The organism is Ensifer sp. MJa1, assembly GCF_037026475.1.
Lineage (GTDB): Bacteria > Pseudomonadota > Alphaproteobacteria > Rhizobiales > Rhizobiaceae > Ensifer.
The window spans coordinates 17908-33836 of record NZ_JAKUMO010000017.1 but is presented as its reverse complement, the minus strand read 5'-3'; the positions used below and the strand labels follow the sequence as shown (position 1 = coordinate 33836).

Sequence of the window (15929 nt, the reverse complement as noted above, 5' to 3'; positions counted from 1 at the left end):
TTCGGCGTCTTCAAAAAAAGATTGAATGAATTCATTTTTTAAGTCAATCTCAATTTTGAACCAATTCATAATTCGAGGAAGCATCAGATGACGGGACTGCGCGCACGGCAAAAGGCCGATCGGAACCGGCGTATTCTCGACGCCGCCGGCGCGCTCTTTCGCGAAGTGGGCTATGACAGCGCGCGCATCGAGGACATTGCCGAACGCGCCGAGATCTCGGTCGGAACCTTCTACAACTACTATGAGAACAAGGGCGACATCCTGCTGGCCACCGTCTCGATGGAAGTCGAGGAGGTGCTTTCAGCCGGCCGCTCGATCGTCGACAACCCACCCGCCTCCGTCATGGGCGCCTTGGACGCACTGATCGGCGAATACTACGACCACTCGCTCTACTATCTCAGCAAGGAGATGTGGCGAACGGCGATGGCGATCTCCATCCAGCAGCCGGAAAGCCCCTTCAGCAAACGCTACACCGAACTCGACCGCCGGCTCTGCGAGCAGGTCTCGACCCTGATCCTCAAGCTGAAGGCCAAGGGCGTGGTCGCGATCGATGTCGACGTGGAAGCGGTCGGCGAGATGCTCTTCCACAATCTCAATACGATGTTCACCGAATTCGCCAAGCGCGAGACGATGACACTCGACGACCTCAAGTCGCGTGTTTCGCGCCAGAACAGGCCACTGGCGACGCTCATCGCCACGCGCTGACCAACACAAAAAGACCGGGCCATATCCGCGCCCGGCAAAGAGGGAACGCCATGAAAGATCTGGAACAGTCCGTCCTTGCGGCGGCCGACCGGCTGGTTGCCGCCTTCGCGCAGCATGATCGCGCGGCTTATTTTTCGGCCTTTGCGCCGGATGCCACCTTCATCTTCCACACGCTTGACCGGCCGCTCCTAAGCCGGGCAGCCTATGAGGCGGAATGGGCGCTTTGGGAAGAACGGGACGGCTTTCGCGTGCGCGCATGCCGGTCGAGCGATCGACATGTCCAGGCGGTGGGCGAAGTCGCGGTCTTCACGCACCGCGTCGAGACCGAACTGGAATTCAATGGGGAACCGGCGACGGCGGACGAACGGGAGACGATCGTGTTCCGGCGGGCATCGTCAGGCGATTGGATCGCCGTGCACGAGCACCTGTCGCGCCAAAGCTAAACCGAAGATGGTCAGAAGGCACCAACCACGACGGCGCTGACGAAGGTGAAAGCGGCGGCGATGGCAATCGCGTGTGGAACCAGATGTACGAGTGACCGGCGCTGGGGCGCAGATGCGTAAAGCGCGTACCGGGATTGTGCCATCGGCCTTGAAGCGTTCATCGCGTCTCTCCGTTGCGAGCGGACTTGGCCCGCCTTCTCTCTTGTTCTCCTATATTCTCCATTGAGTTTGTAGATATTATTTTTCGCTATAGGCGCATGTCGTAAAAAATCGGTTCGCCGACGCGGTGGCGATCAATGGCGATTGCGGTCGCGGTCCTGCAGGTGTTTCGACCAGGTTTCGCTGAACCATGGGGTCAGCAGCGAGACGTCGGACGCGCGATGCGAGCGCGTGAGCGCGCTGTCCGTTTCGACGCAGGTCCAGACCGTGAAGGCGGTCAGTTCGTGTTTGCCGAAGGTCTGGATCAGCGGAATATCCGCCGCGTCACGACCACGGGCGACAGCGATCCGCCCTGCCCGCCGCTGGTTGTTTTTCGCGTCGAATGTATGCCAGCGATCTCCAAGAAAGACTTCGAACCACGCGTTGAAATCCATCGGTGCCGGATTGTCGCTTTTCGGGATATCGGCCATGTAGCCGTTCACGTAGCGTGCCGGCATGTTCATGCAGCGGCAGAAGGTGATTGCCAAATGCGCGTAGTCGCGACTGACACCGACACGATCCTCATTGGCCTCGAGTGCGGTGCGCATTGACTGCGCGTAACCATAGCTGAAGACCAGCCGCTCGTGCACATAGTCGCAGATCGCCTGCACCCGCTGCCAGCCGGAAGGCACGTCTCCAAACAGCCGCCAGGCGAGCGCGCCGAGCCTGTCGGTCTCACAGTAGCGGCTGGCTGCAAGATAAGGCAGCCAAGCGGCCGGCAGGTTTTCGACCGGCACCGCCTCTGCTAAAGGATCGGAGGCATCGAGCCTGCCGTCGTCCTCGATGATCGCATCGTAGCTCAGCTTGAAGTCGCCTCCGGGCACGGTCATCCGGAAGCACGCATTGCCATGCGGATCGGTGATCTCTTCCATCTTCACCAGCGGTGACGGCACCGGCCCATGTTCACGCCGGAGCGTTGCGCGCCTTTCCGGCACGACGGAAAGATAGGTCATCATCGGGGTCGGCTGCGGGCAGCGAATGCCGATTTCATAGCCAAAGCGCACGAACATCTCGGGGCCTCCCAGGATATCAAACAGGAGCGACGAGCCCCCTGGTTGCCGCCCGCAGAAAACCCGCGGGCACTCCTTGGTATCGGTTTGCAGGCGACACCTGCGCCGAAGGGCGCGCGGGCCGCATGCCGGAGACGCAAGAGGCCCTAACCCTTTCTCGGGTGAGCCGATGCCTTAGAAGAACGATAGTACCGCATCGATATGCGCGGGCGTAATCACATTTCGCCCGCGCACCGACCGCAAAGCAGCGGTGCATCCGCCGAAAACGTCCGCCGCGGCGGATTGTTCCGGCGTGGTTTCCTATAGGCCGACCGCGTCCTTGAACTGGTACCACCAGGAACCGATCGTCGAATATTGGGCGCGGAACATGCGGCCGCCCGGGAACGGATACCAGGGCAACTTCTCGAAAACGTCGTAGCGCGTCGTGTCGCCGTCGATCGCCTCGGCGAGCGTGCGCCCGAAAAGGTGCGAGCCGGTGACGCCGTGGCCGCTGTAGCCGTGGGCGAAGTAGGTGTTGGAGCCGATGCGGCCCATCTGCGGCACGCGGGTGAAGGAGAGCGCGAAGTTGCCGCTCCAGGCATAGTCGATCTTCACGCCCTTCAGCTGCGGGAACACTTTTTCGAGATTGGGTTTAAGCTTCGCGACCACATCGGCCGGATCGGTGCCGCCATAGACGGTGCCGCCGCCGAAGATCATGCGCTTGTCGGCCGAAAGGCGGAAATAGTCGAGGATGTAGCGCACGTCCTCGACGCACATGTCGCTCGGGATCAGCGAATGCGCCAGTTCTTCGCCAAGCGGCGCCGTCGTGATCATCTGGGTTGAGACCGGCATGACCCGCGACACGAGCTTCGGCACGGCATCGCCGAGATAGGCATTGCCGCAGAGAACGACGGTGCGCGCCGAAACCTCGCCGCCTTCGGTATAGACGGTCGGTCGCGCCGCCTCGTGGTCGACGCGCGTCACCGGCGACTGCTCATAAACCGTGCCGCCGATGCTTTCGAAGGCGCGTGCCTCGCCGAGCACGAGGTTGAGCGGATGCATGTGGCCGCCCGTGGTGTCGAGCATGCCACCACAATAGGCGTCAGACTTCACGAGCTTGGCGAGCGCGTCACGGTCGAGAAGCTGGTGGTCATCCATGCCGTATTTGCGCCAGAGCGCCTGCTTGGCTTCCAGTTCCTTCATATGCGCCGGCGTGTAGGCGGCATAGATGTTGCCCGGTTTCAAGTCGCAGTCGATCTGATACTGGCTGACGAGACGGCGAATGATCCTGCCGCCCTCCTGCACCAGCCCGCCGATGAAGCGCGCGGCGTCATCGCCGTAGCGGCGCTGGATGGTCGACAGGCTGGCGTTGAGACCGTTGACCACCTGACCGCCATTGCGGCCCGAGGCACCCCAGCCGACTTGCGCGCCCTCGATAACAACGACCTTGTAGCCCTTTTCCGCAAGGTGGATCGCCGTCGACAGGCCGGAATAACCGGCACCGACGACGCAAACGTCGGTCTCGACGCGGCCCTGCAGCCGGACCGGTGTGCGGACGATGTTGCGGGAGGCGGCGTAGTAGCTGGTCGGATAGCTGCCGTCGCCGGCATAGGATTTCTGTTTTGTAAGCATCAGACGATTTCCAGATAGGCGCTGAACTCGTAGTCCGTGACCTGCTCGGCAAAGCCTGCGATCTCCTGGCGTTTGCAGGCAATCAGCATCGAGCGCAGCACGGGATCGAAGATTTCGGCGGCAATCGGCCCAGCCTCGAAGCTATCGACCGCCTGCCCCCATTCCGAGGGAATTTTGGGCAATTTCTCCGCTGCATAGGCCCGACCTGAAATCGGCGCCGGCGGCTTCCACTTGTTGCGGATGCCGACAAGCGCGGCGCCGAGGATCGCGGCGATGACGAGATAGGGATTGGCGTCGGCACCGGCGACACGATGCTCGATGCGCCGTGCGGCCGGATTGCCGCCGGGAATACGGATCGCCGAGGTGCGGTTCTCATAGCCCCAGCAGACCGCCGTCGGCGCGTGCGTATCCGGCCGCAGTCGCCGGTAGGAATTGAAATGCGGCGCAAACAGCAGCGTCGTCTCGGCCATGCCACGAAGGAGGCCGGCAACAGCGTTCTTGAGGATTGGTGACCCCTCGTCGCTGCCGTCGTTGAAGACGTTGTTGCCCTCCTCGTCGAGCAGGCTGAAATGGATGTGCATACCGTTGCCCGAACGGGTGCCATAGGGCTTGGCCATGAACGTGGCGGCAAGCCCGTGCTTGCGCGCCACGCCCTTGACGATGCGCTTGAAGAAGATGGCGTCGTCGGCCGCCTTCAGCGGGTCGTCGGTGTGCAGCAGGTTGATCTCGAACTGGCCGATGCCGTTTTCGGCGATCGCCGCATCCGCCGGCACGTTCTGGCGGGCGCATTCCTTGTAAACGTCAGAGAAGAACTCGCCGAAATCGTCGAGCTCGTCGATCGACAGGATCGCATCGGAATCGAGCCGCTTGCCGGTATAGGGCGAGATCGGCGGCACCGCGCTGTCGGGCTCGGGATCGATCAGGTAGAACTCGAGCTCGGTGGCAACGACCGGGCGAAGGCCCAACTCCTTGTATTCGCGCACGACCGCCGCCAGCGCCTGGCGCGGATCGGCGAGAAACGGCTTGCCATCTTCGAGCTGCAGCCAGAGCGGCACCAGCGCGCTCGGTCGCGAGGTCCAGTTGACCGGCAGTGCGCCGCGGCCGGTGACGCCGCAGATGCCGTCACGGTCACCACTCGCAAACACCTGTTCGCTATTGATGATGTCCTCGCCCCACACGTCGACGCCGACGATCGAGAGCGGCATGCGGATGCCGCCACCAAGCACCTTGCCCGCCTGCTCCACGGGAACGCGTTTTCCGCGCATGATGCCGTTGAGGTCGCAGACGACGGCCTGGATGCTCTCGATCGGCCCGTTCTGCTCGAGCCATGCCTTGAATGCGCTGGGATCTTCCGCATCGAGCGACATATCGCAAATCTCTTTTTGTGATCACATTTTCAGAAAGTTGACACAATTCAGGAATTGGAGTCAAGCGTCGGCAGTGCTATCAGGCGTTTGACGTAGTGCGGCATGAGGAAAAGTGTATGTGGTTTTCCTCCCGCATCCCCCTCTCATCGTGAGCCAGGCGAAAGGACATGCGCACTTGAAACCTCTTGCTTTGCCGCCTCTCGGGCGACCCGACGGCATGACCACGCATGATTACGCTTTCAACCGGCTGCGCCAGGCAATCATGGTCGGCGCCTTCCGCCCCGGCACATCCGTCACCATCCGCGGCCTTGCCGAGGCGCTGGAAAGCAGCCCGACGCCGGTGCGCGAGGCATTGCGGCAGCTCACCTCGATCGGCGCGCTGCAGTTTCTCGAAAACCGCCGCATCGTCGTACCGCACATCACCCCTGCCCGCTTCGAGGAGCTGATCTCGCTGCGCATCGCGCTGGAAAGCCACGCCGCGCGCCGGGCCGTCGCGCATCTTTCCGAGCGCCAGATCGAGCAGATCGCTGCGATCGACGACAGCATCGAGACCGAGATCCGTAACGGCGACAAGGTAGCGGCGCTGATCGCCAACCAGGCGTTCCACCGCATGATATACACGGCCAATCCTGATCCGGTCGCCATGCCGCTGGTCGAGAGCGTCTGGTTGCAACTCGGGCCCATCCTCGGCATCGCCATGGAGCACGTCACCGAACTCTATGTGGTGGATCGGCACCGTGAGGCGATCGAGGCACTCAGGCGGCGCGACGAGGATGCCGTCGCCGAAGCGATCGCCGCCGACATTCGCGAGGGCATCGGCGGCTTCGACCGGCAAGCCGTTGCGCACTTGTTGCGGCTGGCTGCCTGATCCGCCGACGGCATCGCCAGTCAGAAATTTTAGTGTGACTAAAATTTCGTATTGACAAGACCGAGGCTCGACACCAAAGTCGTTGAAATACAGACGCATAGCGACGGGGGACGACAGGCTCCCTGCGCGCATATTCGCGCATTTCGAGGGGGAGGCGTCCGCTTGAAGAGCCACAAATCCGCATCCCGTAACATCGTCCATACCGGACGCAGACGTTCCCCGTAGGCGCACCTTCACGCGCACAGTGATCCGTCCTTTGTCCCTGTCCACGTCGGCCCGCCTGAAGCGCGGCTGTCTTAAACCTTTCAAATCCTCAAGCCAGAACTGGAAACATCATGACGGAACTCTCGAAGAGCCGTTTTGCAGCGCTTCGCCGCAAGATGGCCGAAAGCAATGTCGGCCTCGTCGCACTGGCGCCGGGCTCGCACATGGATTGGTTGATCGGCTACCATCCGCATCCCGACGAGCGCCCCTGCCTGCTTCTGGTAGGAGCGGAAAGGCAAGCCTTCCTGATGCCGGCGCTGAACGCCGAAGGCACGCGCGAGCACACCGACATCGCCTTTCATAACTGGGCTGATGATGTGGGTCCGGTCGATGCTCTGATGGCAGCGCTTGCCGACGTCGGCGCCGACAAGCCCGGCCGGGTCGTGCTCGACGAGACGATGCGCGCCGATTTCGCGCTGTTGCTCATCGATGCGCTGCCTGCCGACACCGCGCGCGAATTCACCCCGGCAACGCTCGGCGCGCTGCGCATGCGCAAGGACAGGAGCGAATACGCACTTTTGAAGATGAATGCGGGCATCGCCGATCGCGCCATGCAGGCGGCGTTTTCGAAGATCCGCCCGGGCATGACCGAGAAGGAACTGGCCGCCGAGATCCGCGGGCATTTCTCGTCTGAAGGTGCGGCACCGGCCTTCTGGATCGTCGGCGCCGGCGGCAATGGCGCATTCCCGCATCATTCGGCCAGCGAGCGGGTGATCGAGGAAGGCGATGCCGTCGTCATCGACATCGGTGGCCGCAAGCAGGGCTTCCCGAGCGACATCACCCGCATGGCGATCGTCGGCCGGGCGCCCGAAGGCTACGGCCAGATCCACACCATCGTTGAAAAGGCCGTGCAGGCGGCGCTGAAGGCGGCCCGTCCCGGCGTGCTTGCCAAGGAGGTCGACGCTGCGGCCCGCAAGGTGATCAGCGATGCCGGCTATGGCGAATACTTCGTCCACCGCACCGGCCACGGCATGGGCATCGACGGCCACGAGCCGCCCTATATTACTGCGACGTCGGAAACCGTTCTGGAAGAAGGCATGGTCTTCTCGATCGAGCCCGGTATCTACCTGCCCGGCCGCTTCGGCATCCGGCTTGAGGATATCGTCATCCTGCGTGAGGATGGACCGGAGGTCCTCTCCTCCCTTCCCCGCGACGTTCACGTCGCCAGAGTCTGATCAACAAGTTCTGATCAAAGCCGCGGCGCCTTCGGGCGCCGCTTTTCTTTGCTCGTTGATGCCGGCCGAAGGTGCCTATTGTGCCGGCCGTTTGCGCGGCCTCGGCGTCTCGCCACTTGCGCCATCCTTGCCCGGCCGCTGCCGGTAGACCGGCTCCCGCTGTTCGACCGGCGGCCATATCCAGTAGTTCCCATAGGGCTTGCGCTGGATCCCTTCGTAATATTCGTACTTTCTGGTGCGCATCTGCGCTGCCGCATCGCCAGCGACAGTCGTCGCCGCGAAGAGCACTCCAGCTACAGCGGCGACCGCACACACATGTCCTGATTTCATCATTTTCAAGCTCCTTGCCTCCTCTCTACGCCTGAAGCGCGCGAGGTCAACAGCCCTCCCATTCCATCAGTTCCTGCTTGACGACCTCCCTTGCCTTATCCATAGTGCTCAGATGTCAGACCAATTTGGCCTCTGAGGAGGGAGCCGAATGAGTGAACCGGCAAGAGCGGCACTGATGCCCCTGCCCCCGGCCGACCGGGCCCAGCAGGTTATCGCCGCGTTGGCTGACTACATCGAACAATCGGGGCTGAAGCCGGGCGAACGCCTGCCGGCCGAGCGCGAGCTGATGACGGCGCTTGCCGTCGGTCGCTCCACCATTCGCGAGGTCATCCGCCACTTCCAGGCGCTTGGCGTGGTCGAGGCGCGCAAGGGCAGTGGCACCTACCTGCTGCGCACGATCTCCGGCGCCACGGTACACATGCCGCTCACGCTCGACGCCGCGCATCTGCGCGACGTGCTGTTGATGACCCTAGAAGTTCGCCGCGGCATCGAGGTCGAGGCCAATATGGTCGCCGCGCGCCGCCGCACCGACGAAGACCTGAAGATCATCGAGGTGAAGCTCAACGAGATGGAGCGGGTGCACATCGCCAAGGGCACGTCCGGACCGGAAGACCTCGCCTTTCACCTGGCGATTTACGACGCCACGCACAATCCGCTCTTTCGGCAGTTGCTTGAACAGATGCGCGAGGCTTTCGAACGCTTCTGGGAAGAGCCTTTCGACCGGTCCGACTTCGCCCGGCGCTCCTTCCCCTTCCACCGCACACTCTTCAACGCGATCGCGGCCCAGGATCCTGACACTGCGCGCGAAGAAACACTGAAAATCCTCGCGATCGTCGAGGAAGACATCAAGGAAATGTCCAAATGAACAACGGCCTCGATCCGTTCGACTATGCCTCGCTGATCGTCGCGCATGACGAAGGCCACGCCTTCGATGCCGTCGTGCCGCCAATCGTGCAGACCTCGCTCTTCACCTTCAAGGACTACGACGACATGGTCGCCTCCTACCGGGGCGAGCGCGTGCGGCCGATCTATACCCGCGGCCTCAACCCGACCGTGCGCATGTTCGAGGAGATGCTGGCGAAGCTTGAGGGCGGCGAGGATGCGATCGGATTTGCGAGCGGCATGTCGGCTATCTCCTCGACCGTGCTTTCCTTCGTCGAACCGGGCGACCGGATCGTTGCCGTCAACCACGTCTATCCCGACGCCTTCCGGCTCTTCGGCACGCATCTGAAGCGCATGAAGATCGAGGTGACCTATGTCGACGGCCGCGACGAGGAAGCGGTCGCCAAGGCCCTGCCCGGCGCCAAGCTTTTCTACATGGAAAGCCCGACGAGCTGGATGATGGACACCCACGACGTCGCCTCCCTTGCCCGCCTTGCCAAGGACCAGGGCATCATCACCGCGATCGACAACAGCTGGGCAAGCCCGATTTTCCAGCAGCCGATCTCGCTCGGCGTCGATCTCGTCATCCATTCCGCTTCCAAGTATCTCGGCGGCCACTCGGACGTCGTCGCCGGTGTCGTCACCGGCTCGAAGGAACTGATCGGCCGCATCCGCTCGGAGGCCTATCCCTATCTCGGCGGCAAGCTCTCGCCTTTCGATGCCTGGCTGCTGATCCGCGGATTGCGCACCCTGCCGATCCGCATGAAGTCGCACGAGCGCTCCGCGCTTGAGGTCGCGCGGCGGCTGCAGGCCCACCCGCTGGTCGAAAAAGTCTGCCACCCCGGGCTCGGCAACACCCTGCCGCCGGGGCTCTCAGGCACGTCTGGCCTGTTCTCCTTCATCTTCCGCGAAGGCGTCGATGTCAGGCGCTTCGCCGATCATCTCGAACTCTTCAAGCTCGGCGTTTCCTGGGGCGGACATGAAAGCCTCATCGTGCCGGGCGAAGTCGTGCTGTCGCAGAAAGCACAGCCCAATTCCGCGGCCGCCTTCGGCATCTCGCCGCGGTCGGTACGGCTCCATGTCGGCCTGGAGGGGACGGAGGCCCTCTGGAGCGATCTCGAAGCGGCGCTCGCCGTCGCTTCGGCTGGCTGACAGGAGCGGGATGAGGATCCCGCTCTGCCCACTTTGAACCAAAACCAACGAAGAAAAGAGGGAACAAAATGAAGAAACTGATCACTGCCACGCTTCTCGCAAGCCTCATGGCCGGAAGCGCACTCGCCGACACCAAGCTGAAGCTCGTCGAGGTCATCACCAGCCCAGAACGCACCGAGACGCTGAAGTCGATCGTTGCCAAGTTCGAAGCCGCCAATCCCGGCACGACGGTCGAGATCATCTCGCTGCCCTGGGGCGAAGCCTTCCAGAAGTTCGCAACCATGGTTTCGGCCGGCGAACTGCCTGACGTGATGGAAATGCCCGACACCTGGCTGTCGCTCTATGCCAACAACGGCATGCTCGAAAGCCTCGAGCCCTATCTCGCCAAGTGGGAGCACACGGGCGGCCTGACGGAACGCGCGCTCGAACTCGGCCGCGACGTCAACGACACCGCCTACATGCTGCCCTACGGCTTCTATCTGCGCGCCATGTTCTACAACAAGAAGCTGCTTTCGGAAGCCGGCGTGAGCGAGCCGCCGAAGACGATGGACGATTTCGTCAAGGCATCGGAAGCCGTCTCCAAGCTTCCGGGCAAGTCCGGCTACTGCCTGCGCGGCGGTCCGGGCGGCCTCAACGGCTGGGTGATGTTCGGCGCCACCATGGCCGGCAGCAACACCTTCTTCAACGAGGACGGCACCTCGACCATGAACAGCGAAGGCTGGGTCAAGGGTCTCACCTGGGTGATCGACCTCTACAAGAAGGGGCTGGCACCGAAGGACAGCGTCAACTGGGGCTTCAACGAAATCGTCGCCGGTTTCTACAGCGGCACCTGCGCCTTCCTCGATCAGGATCCGGACGCGCTGATCGCCATTGCCGAGCGCATGAAGCCGGACGATTTTGGCGTCACCACCATGCCGAAGGGCCCGAGCGGCAAGGCGTTTACCACCATCGGCTTTGCCGGCTGGTCGATGCTGTCGAAAAGCCAGAACAAGGACCTCTCCTGGAAGCTGATCGAGACGCTCGAAGGGCCGGAAGGCAACATCGAGTGGAACAAGCGCACCGGGGCACTGCCGGTGCACAAGTCGGCCGAAAAGGACCCCTTCTACGCAAGCGCGCAGTTCAAGGGCTGGTTCGACGAGCTTGCCGACAAGGACGTCGTTTTGACGGTGATGCCGACCTACTTGGAAGAATTCGCCTTCTTCAAGGACTCGCTCGCCATCAAGACGACCCAGGAAGCCCTGCTCGGCGACATCACGCCGGAAGAACTCGCCACCCAGTGGGCCGACTACCTCACCAAGGCGCAGCAGAAGTTTCTCGCCAGCAAGAAGTAAGCCTGTGGCCGGCGGCGGTTCGCTGCCGCCGGCTCTCATGCTCTTCGAGCGGAATGTCGTGGGCGCGGTCTCCGCCTGCAAACCGCTCCGACTTCACGAAAACGAGGTACGCCCTAAGAAACCGGCGACCGCACAGGGGAAAATTCGATCGATGGACCATGTCGCCCGCCAAAGCGGACTGCCGGCTGGCAGGACGCCGCTCATGAAGCGCATCGCCGATGGCGCCGCACCCTATCTTTACAGCGCGCCGGCGCTGATCCTGATCGTCACCGTGATGCTGGTGCCGTTGGTGCTCGGCGTTTCCTACGCCTTCCGCGATATCCAGCTCCTGAACCCGTTTTCCGGCGCCTATATCGGCCTCGATCACTTCCGCGCGCTTTCCGAAGATCAGGCCTTCTACCGGGCGCTGCGCAACACGCTCTGGTGGACCGGCGCTTCTGTTTTCTTCCAGTTCGTCTTCGGCCTTATCCTCGCGCTGCTGCTCGACAAGCCCTTTTACGGCCGCGGCCTTGCCCAGGCGCTCGTCTTCCTTCCCTGGGCGGTCCCGAGCTTCCTTGCCGGTCTCAACTGGGCCTGGCTGTTCAATCCGGTCGTCGGGCCCCTACCGCACTGGTTCTACGGGCTTGGACTGATGAGCGAGCCGTCCAACATTCTTTCTGACCCGCAGCTTGCCATGTGGGGGCCGATCATTGCCAATGTCTGGTGGGGCATTCCCTTCTTCGCGATCACCCTTCTTGCCGCTCTTCAGGCCATCCCGCGCGACCTCTATGAGGCCGCCAGCATCGACGGCGCCGGTCCGGTCCAGCGTTTTCTCTCGATTACGCTGCCGTTCCTCGCGCCGACCATCGCCATCACCATCTTGCTTCGCACCGTCTGGATCTCCAACTTCGCCGATCTGATCATCGTCATGACCAATGGCGGACCGGCCGACCGCACCCAGATCGTCGCCAGCTACATCTTCACCCAGGCCTTCAAGCGTCTGGATTTCGGTTACGCCTCGGCGATCGCGCTCGTGCTCTTGGCACTCTTGCTCGCCTATTCGATGCTGATCGTCATCCTGCGCCAATGGCTGTTGAGCAAGGATTGAAACGATGCGCGCCAAACCCCTTTTCCTCATGATCGCGCACCGGCTGGCCATCCTTGCCTACATCGCCTTTGCGCTCTTCCCGCTCTATTGGCTGTTGAAGGTCGCGGTCACGCCAAACGACCTGCTCTACTCCGAAGGCATTCGGATGTGGCCGTCGCGCGCCAGCCTCGAGCACTTCGACTTCGTGCTGCGCCACAGCGCCTTTCCGGTGTTCTTCAAGAACAGCCTGATCGTTTCCGGCTCCACCGCCGTCATCGTCACCATTCTTGCCTCGCTCTCCGGCTACGCGCTGTCGCGCTTCAACTTCCGCGGCAAGTACTGGCTGGTCGCACTGATGCTTCTGACCCAGATGTTTCCGCTGGTCATGCTGGTGGCGCCGATCTTCAAGATCCTCTCGCCGCTTGGTCTCACCAACAGCCTCACCGGCCTCGTCATCGTCTACACCGCCTTCAACGTGCCCTTTGCCACCTTCCTGATGCAGTCCTTCTTCGACGGCATTCCGAAGGATCTGGAGGAAGCGGCGATGATCGACGGCGCCACCCAGTTCGTCGCCTTCCGCCAGATCATCCTGCCGCTGACGCTGCCGGGCATTGCCGCAACACTCGGCTTTGTGTTTACGGCGGCATGGAGCGAGCTCTTGTTTTCGCTGATGCTGATCTCCGGCAACGACCAGGCGACCTTCCCCGTCGGACTTCTATCCTTCGTGTCGAAGTTCTCCGTCGACTTCGGACAGATGATGGCGGCCGGCGTGCTTGCGCTCATCCCCGCCTGCCTCTTCTTTCTGCTCATTCAACGTTATCTCGTCCAGGGCCTCACGGCCGGCGCGGTCAAAGGCTGAGGATTGCTCTCATGGCTTCCATCGATATCGCCAACATCCAGAAATCCTACGGCATCCACCCGGTCCTGCACGATGTCGACCTGAAGATTGGCGACGGCGAATTCGTCGTGCTCGTCGGCCCGTCCGGCTGCGGCAAGTCCACGCTTTTGCGCATGATCGCAGGGCTTGAAAGCGTGACGTCGGGCGAAATCCGCATCGCCGGCAAACGCGTCAATGAGCTGGCGCCGAAGGACCGCGACATCGCCATGGTGTTCCAGTCCTATGCGCTCTACCCGCATATGTCGGTCGCCAAGAACATGAGCTACAGCCTGAGGCTCCGGAAGACCGCCAAGGAGAAGATCGCAAGCGTCGTTTCGGGGGCAGCCGCCAAGCTCGGCCTCGACCCGCTGCTCGAACGCCGGCCGCGTGCGCTCTCGGGCGGCCAGCGCCAGCGCGTCGCCATGGGCCGCGCCATCGTGCGCGAACCGAAAGCGTTCCTCTTTGACGAGCCGCTCTCCAACCTCGACGCCCGCCTGCGCGAGCAGATGCGCGCCGAGATCAAGAAACTGCACAAGGACCTCGGCGCGACCTCGATCTACGTCACCCACGACCAGATCGAGGCCATGACGCTGGCAGATAGGATTGTCGCCATGAACGGCGGCTTCGTTCAGCAGGTCGGCAGCCCGCTCGATCTCTACGATCGGCCGGCCAACCTCTTCGTCGCCGGCTTCATCGGCTCGCCCGGCATGAACTTCTTCGAGGGCACCTATCGCAACGGCACCGCCCCGCGCTTCGAGACGGAAGGCAGCGTCACCATACCGGCGCAGCCGCACCCGGCCTTGGCGGACGGCGGCAAGGCAACGCTCGGTATCCGCCCGGAACACGTGGAGATCGGCGTCGATGGTCCGGATGCGCTTCAGGCCAATGTCGACCTGGTCGAGCCGACCGGCTTCGGCATTATCCTGCACCTTTCCTTCGGCCGCGCCGGCTTCAAGGCCTTCACCAACGACCGCAAATTCCTGAACGCGTCGGGCACGCTTCCCGTGCGCCTGCCGGTCGAGCGGCTGCACTTCTTCAACGCCGAGGGCAATCGCGTCCGATTGCCGGCACCAGCCATGGTGAAAATTTAGGCGGAGAGCCGGCGGCGGGCCGGCTCCGCCGGTTGACTTCCTGAGGGCGAGGCGTACCGTTTCGGTGTCGCAAGTATCAACCGCCCGTGGCGCCATTTTAAGAGAAGCAAGCACCGCCAAGACGACAGATTGACGATAGCCTTCCTTGCCTGCGCCCGGCGATTTTGAGGAAGTGTCATGCGAATTATTGTTGTTGCCCTTGCCTTTTCGACAACGATGCTCTGTCCGTTCACAACCCTCGCGCAAGAGGGCGATGCCGCAGCCGGAGCCACCGTCTTCAAGAAATGCGCCGTCTGTCACGTGGCCGACAGCGATACCAACAAGGTTGGGCCGTCACTCAATCACCTGTTCGGACGAACGGCCGGCACCCATCCCGACTTCAGCTACTCCTCGGCGATGATCGATGCCGGCAAGGGTGGGCTCGTGTGGGATGAGGCGCATCTGCGTGACTATCTGCACAATCCCCGCACCAAGATAAAAGGCACCAAGATGGCCTTTGCCGGGTTGAAGGATGACACGCAAATCTCCGATCTCATCGCCTATCTGAAGCAGTATTCGCAATAGCCGGGAAAGCTGAGGCACAGACGCCATCCGCTGCGTGAGGGCGAATTGCGACTATTTCACGTTCGTGCAATAATTGCAGGCAGAGCTCTACGGATTGCGTATTCACTCCCACAGCCGCCATCGGCGAGGAGGGACAGAAATGGCCGTGGTAGTTATTCTGGTTTTGTTGGCCGTCGGGTCGGTGTTGTTCCATCTCTTGAGCCCATGGTGGTGGACGCCAATCGCGTCCAACTGGAATTACATAGACGATACGCTCATCATCACCTTCTGGATTACCGGCGTCGTCTTCGTCGCCGTCGTGCTTTTCATGGCCTATTGCGTCCTGCGTTTTCGGCATCGCCCGGGGAACCGGGCGGCCTATGAACCGGAAAACAGGAAACTCGAAGGATGGCTTGCCGGCGGCACGACACTCGGCGTCGCCGCCATGCTGACCCCCGGCCTTTTCGTCTGGCACCAGTTCGTCACCGTCCCTGACGGAGCGACAGAAGTCGAAGTCGTCGGTCAGCAATGGCTGTGGAGCTTCCGGCTGCCCGGCGCCGACGGCAAGCTCGGGACGTCGGAGACCCGCGACATCACGCCTGAAAATTCGCTCGGCCTCAATCGCAACGATGCGGCGGCACTCGATGACGTCGTCATCGAAGGCGGCGAGCTGCATCTCGAAGTCGGCAAGCCGGTCAAGATGCTCTTGCGTTCGGTCGATGTGCTCCACGATTTCTACGTACCGGAATTCCGCGCCAAGATGGACATGGTGCCGGGCATGGTCACCTATTTCTGGCTGACACCGACCCGCACCGGCACTTTCGAGGTGCTTTGCGCCGAACTCTGCGGCGTCGGCCATCCCCAGATGCGCGGCACCGTCGTCGTCGACAGTGCCGAGGACTATCAGGCCTGGCTTTCGCAGCAACAGACCTTCTCGCAGTTGCAGGCAAAGGCAGGAACGAAGGAAACGGCGCAGGCAGGAAATGCCGCCCCGGCGCAGTAGGAGGCGCCCCGAC

The 15929-nt window shown here is 62.3% G+C and carries 16 protein-coding genes; 12 read left to right on the top strand and 4 right to left on the bottom strand.

Going from position 1 to position 15929, the window contains the following annotated elements:
* Positions 1–87: 87 nt before the first annotated feature.
* Entirely contained in the window at positions 88–705 is a 618-nt protein-coding gene (locus MKZ91_RS21270) for a TetR/AcrR family transcriptional regulator (protein WP_336173023.1), read from the top strand.
* Between the two features lie 50 nt (positions 706–755).
* Positions 756–1148, top strand: coding sequence for a YybH family protein (locus tag MKZ91_RS21265; RefSeq protein WP_336173022.1), 393 nt, complete (start codon positions 756–758; stop codon positions 1146–1148).
* Positions 1149–1441: 293 nt separating this feature from the next.
* On the opposite strand, the gene MKZ91_RS21260 is transcribed toward MKZ91_RS21265, so the two are convergent.
* The 3 genes from MKZ91_RS21260 to MKZ91_RS21250 all read right to left on the bottom strand — a co-directional run bounded on the left by MKZ91_RS21260 (position 1442) and on the right by MKZ91_RS21250 (position 5334).
* The gene (locus MKZ91_RS21260) at positions 1442–2356 is read right to left on the bottom strand and encodes a transglutaminase-like domain-containing protein (RefSeq protein ID WP_336173021.1); all 915 of its coding nucleotides are present in this window, start codon (positions 2354–2356) and stop codon (positions 1442–1444) included.
* A gap of 300 nt (positions 2357–2656) precedes the next feature.
* Positions 2657–3970: an NAD(P)/FAD-dependent oxidoreductase gene (locus MKZ91_RS21255; RefSeq protein WP_336173139.1), complete on the bottom strand. Its 1314-nt coding sequence runs from the start codon at positions 3968–3970 to the stop codon at positions 2657–2659.
* Positions 3967–5334: a glutamine synthetase family protein gene (locus MKZ91_RS21250; RefSeq protein WP_336173020.1), complete on the bottom strand. Its 1368-nt coding sequence runs from the start codon at positions 5332–5334 to the stop codon at positions 3967–3969. Before MKZ91_RS21250 ends, MKZ91_RS21255 begins: the two co-directional genes overlap by 4 nt.
* 175 nt (positions 5335–5509) lie before the next feature.
* Between MKZ91_RS21250 and MKZ91_RS21245 the strand changes: the two genes are divergently transcribed.
* Together MKZ91_RS21245 and MKZ91_RS21240 are read left to right on the top strand one after the other, a co-directional pair.
* Entirely contained in the window at positions 5510–6202 is a 693-nt protein-coding gene (locus MKZ91_RS21245) for a GntR family transcriptional regulator (RefSeq protein WP_336173019.1), read from the top strand.
* A 335-nt stretch (positions 6203–6537) separates the two neighbouring features.
* On the top strand, positions 6538–7641 hold the full coding sequence (locus tag MKZ91_RS21240) for a M24 family metallopeptidase (protein WP_336173018.1): 1104 nt from the start codon (positions 6538–6540) through the stop codon (positions 7639–7641).
* A 75-nt stretch (positions 7642–7716) separates the two neighbouring features.
* Here MKZ91_RS21240 and MKZ91_RS21235 read toward each other — a convergent pair whose 3' ends face one another.
* Positions 7717–7974 (bottom strand): hypothetical protein, encoded by a 258-nt coding sequence (locus MKZ91_RS21235; RefSeq protein WP_336173017.1) that lies wholly within the window; start codon positions 7972–7974, stop codon positions 7717–7719.
* 145 nt (positions 7975–8119) lie between these two features.
* Between MKZ91_RS21235 and MKZ91_RS21230 the strand changes: the two genes are divergently transcribed.
* The 8 genes from MKZ91_RS21230 to MKZ91_RS21195 all read left to right on the top strand — a co-directional run bounded on the left by MKZ91_RS21230 (position 8120) and on the right by MKZ91_RS21195 (position 15916).
* Entirely contained in the window at positions 8120–8836 is a 717-nt protein-coding gene (locus tag MKZ91_RS21230; RefSeq protein ID WP_336173016.1) for a FadR/GntR family transcriptional regulator, read from the top strand.
* A complete protein-coding gene (locus MKZ91_RS21225) occupies positions 8833–10005 on the top strand; it encodes a PLP-dependent transferase (RefSeq protein ID WP_336173015.1) in 1173 nt (390 codons plus the stop codon). Before MKZ91_RS21230 ends, MKZ91_RS21225 begins: the two co-directional genes overlap by 4 nt.
* Positions 10006–10073: 68 nt before the next feature.
* Positions 10074–11336 (top strand): ABC transporter substrate-binding protein, encoded by a 1263-nt coding sequence (locus MKZ91_RS21220; protein WP_336173014.1) that lies wholly within the window; start codon positions 10074–10076, stop codon positions 11334–11336.
* 151 nt (positions 11337–11487) lie between these two features.
* On the top strand, positions 11488–12423 hold the full coding sequence (locus MKZ91_RS21215; RefSeq protein ID WP_336173013.1) for a carbohydrate ABC transporter permease: 936 nt from the start codon (positions 11488–11490) through the stop codon (positions 12421–12423).
* A gap of 4 nt (positions 12424–12427) precedes the next feature.
* Positions 12428–13261, top strand: a complete 834-nt coding sequence (locus MKZ91_RS21210) for a carbohydrate ABC transporter permease (RefSeq protein ID WP_060520333.1) — start codon at positions 12428–12430, stop codon at positions 13259–13261.
* Positions 13262–13272: 11 nt separating this feature from the next.
* The gene (locus MKZ91_RS21205; RefSeq protein ID WP_336173012.1) at positions 13273–14370 is read left to right on the top strand and encodes an ABC transporter ATP-binding protein; all 1098 of its coding nucleotides are present in this window, start codon (positions 13273–13275) and stop codon (positions 14368–14370) included.
* A 177-nt stretch (positions 14371–14547) separates the two neighbouring features.
* On the top strand, positions 14548–14934 hold the full coding sequence (locus MKZ91_RS21200; protein ID WP_336173011.1) for a c-type cytochrome: 387 nt from the start codon (positions 14548–14550) through the stop codon (positions 14932–14934).
* A gap of 139 nt (positions 14935–15073) precedes the next feature.
* Complete coding sequence (locus MKZ91_RS21195; protein ID WP_336173010.1) at positions 15074–15916, top strand: cytochrome c oxidase subunit II; 843 nt, start codon at positions 15074–15076, stop codon at positions 15914–15916.
* Positions 15917–15929 lie beyond the last annotated feature (13 nt).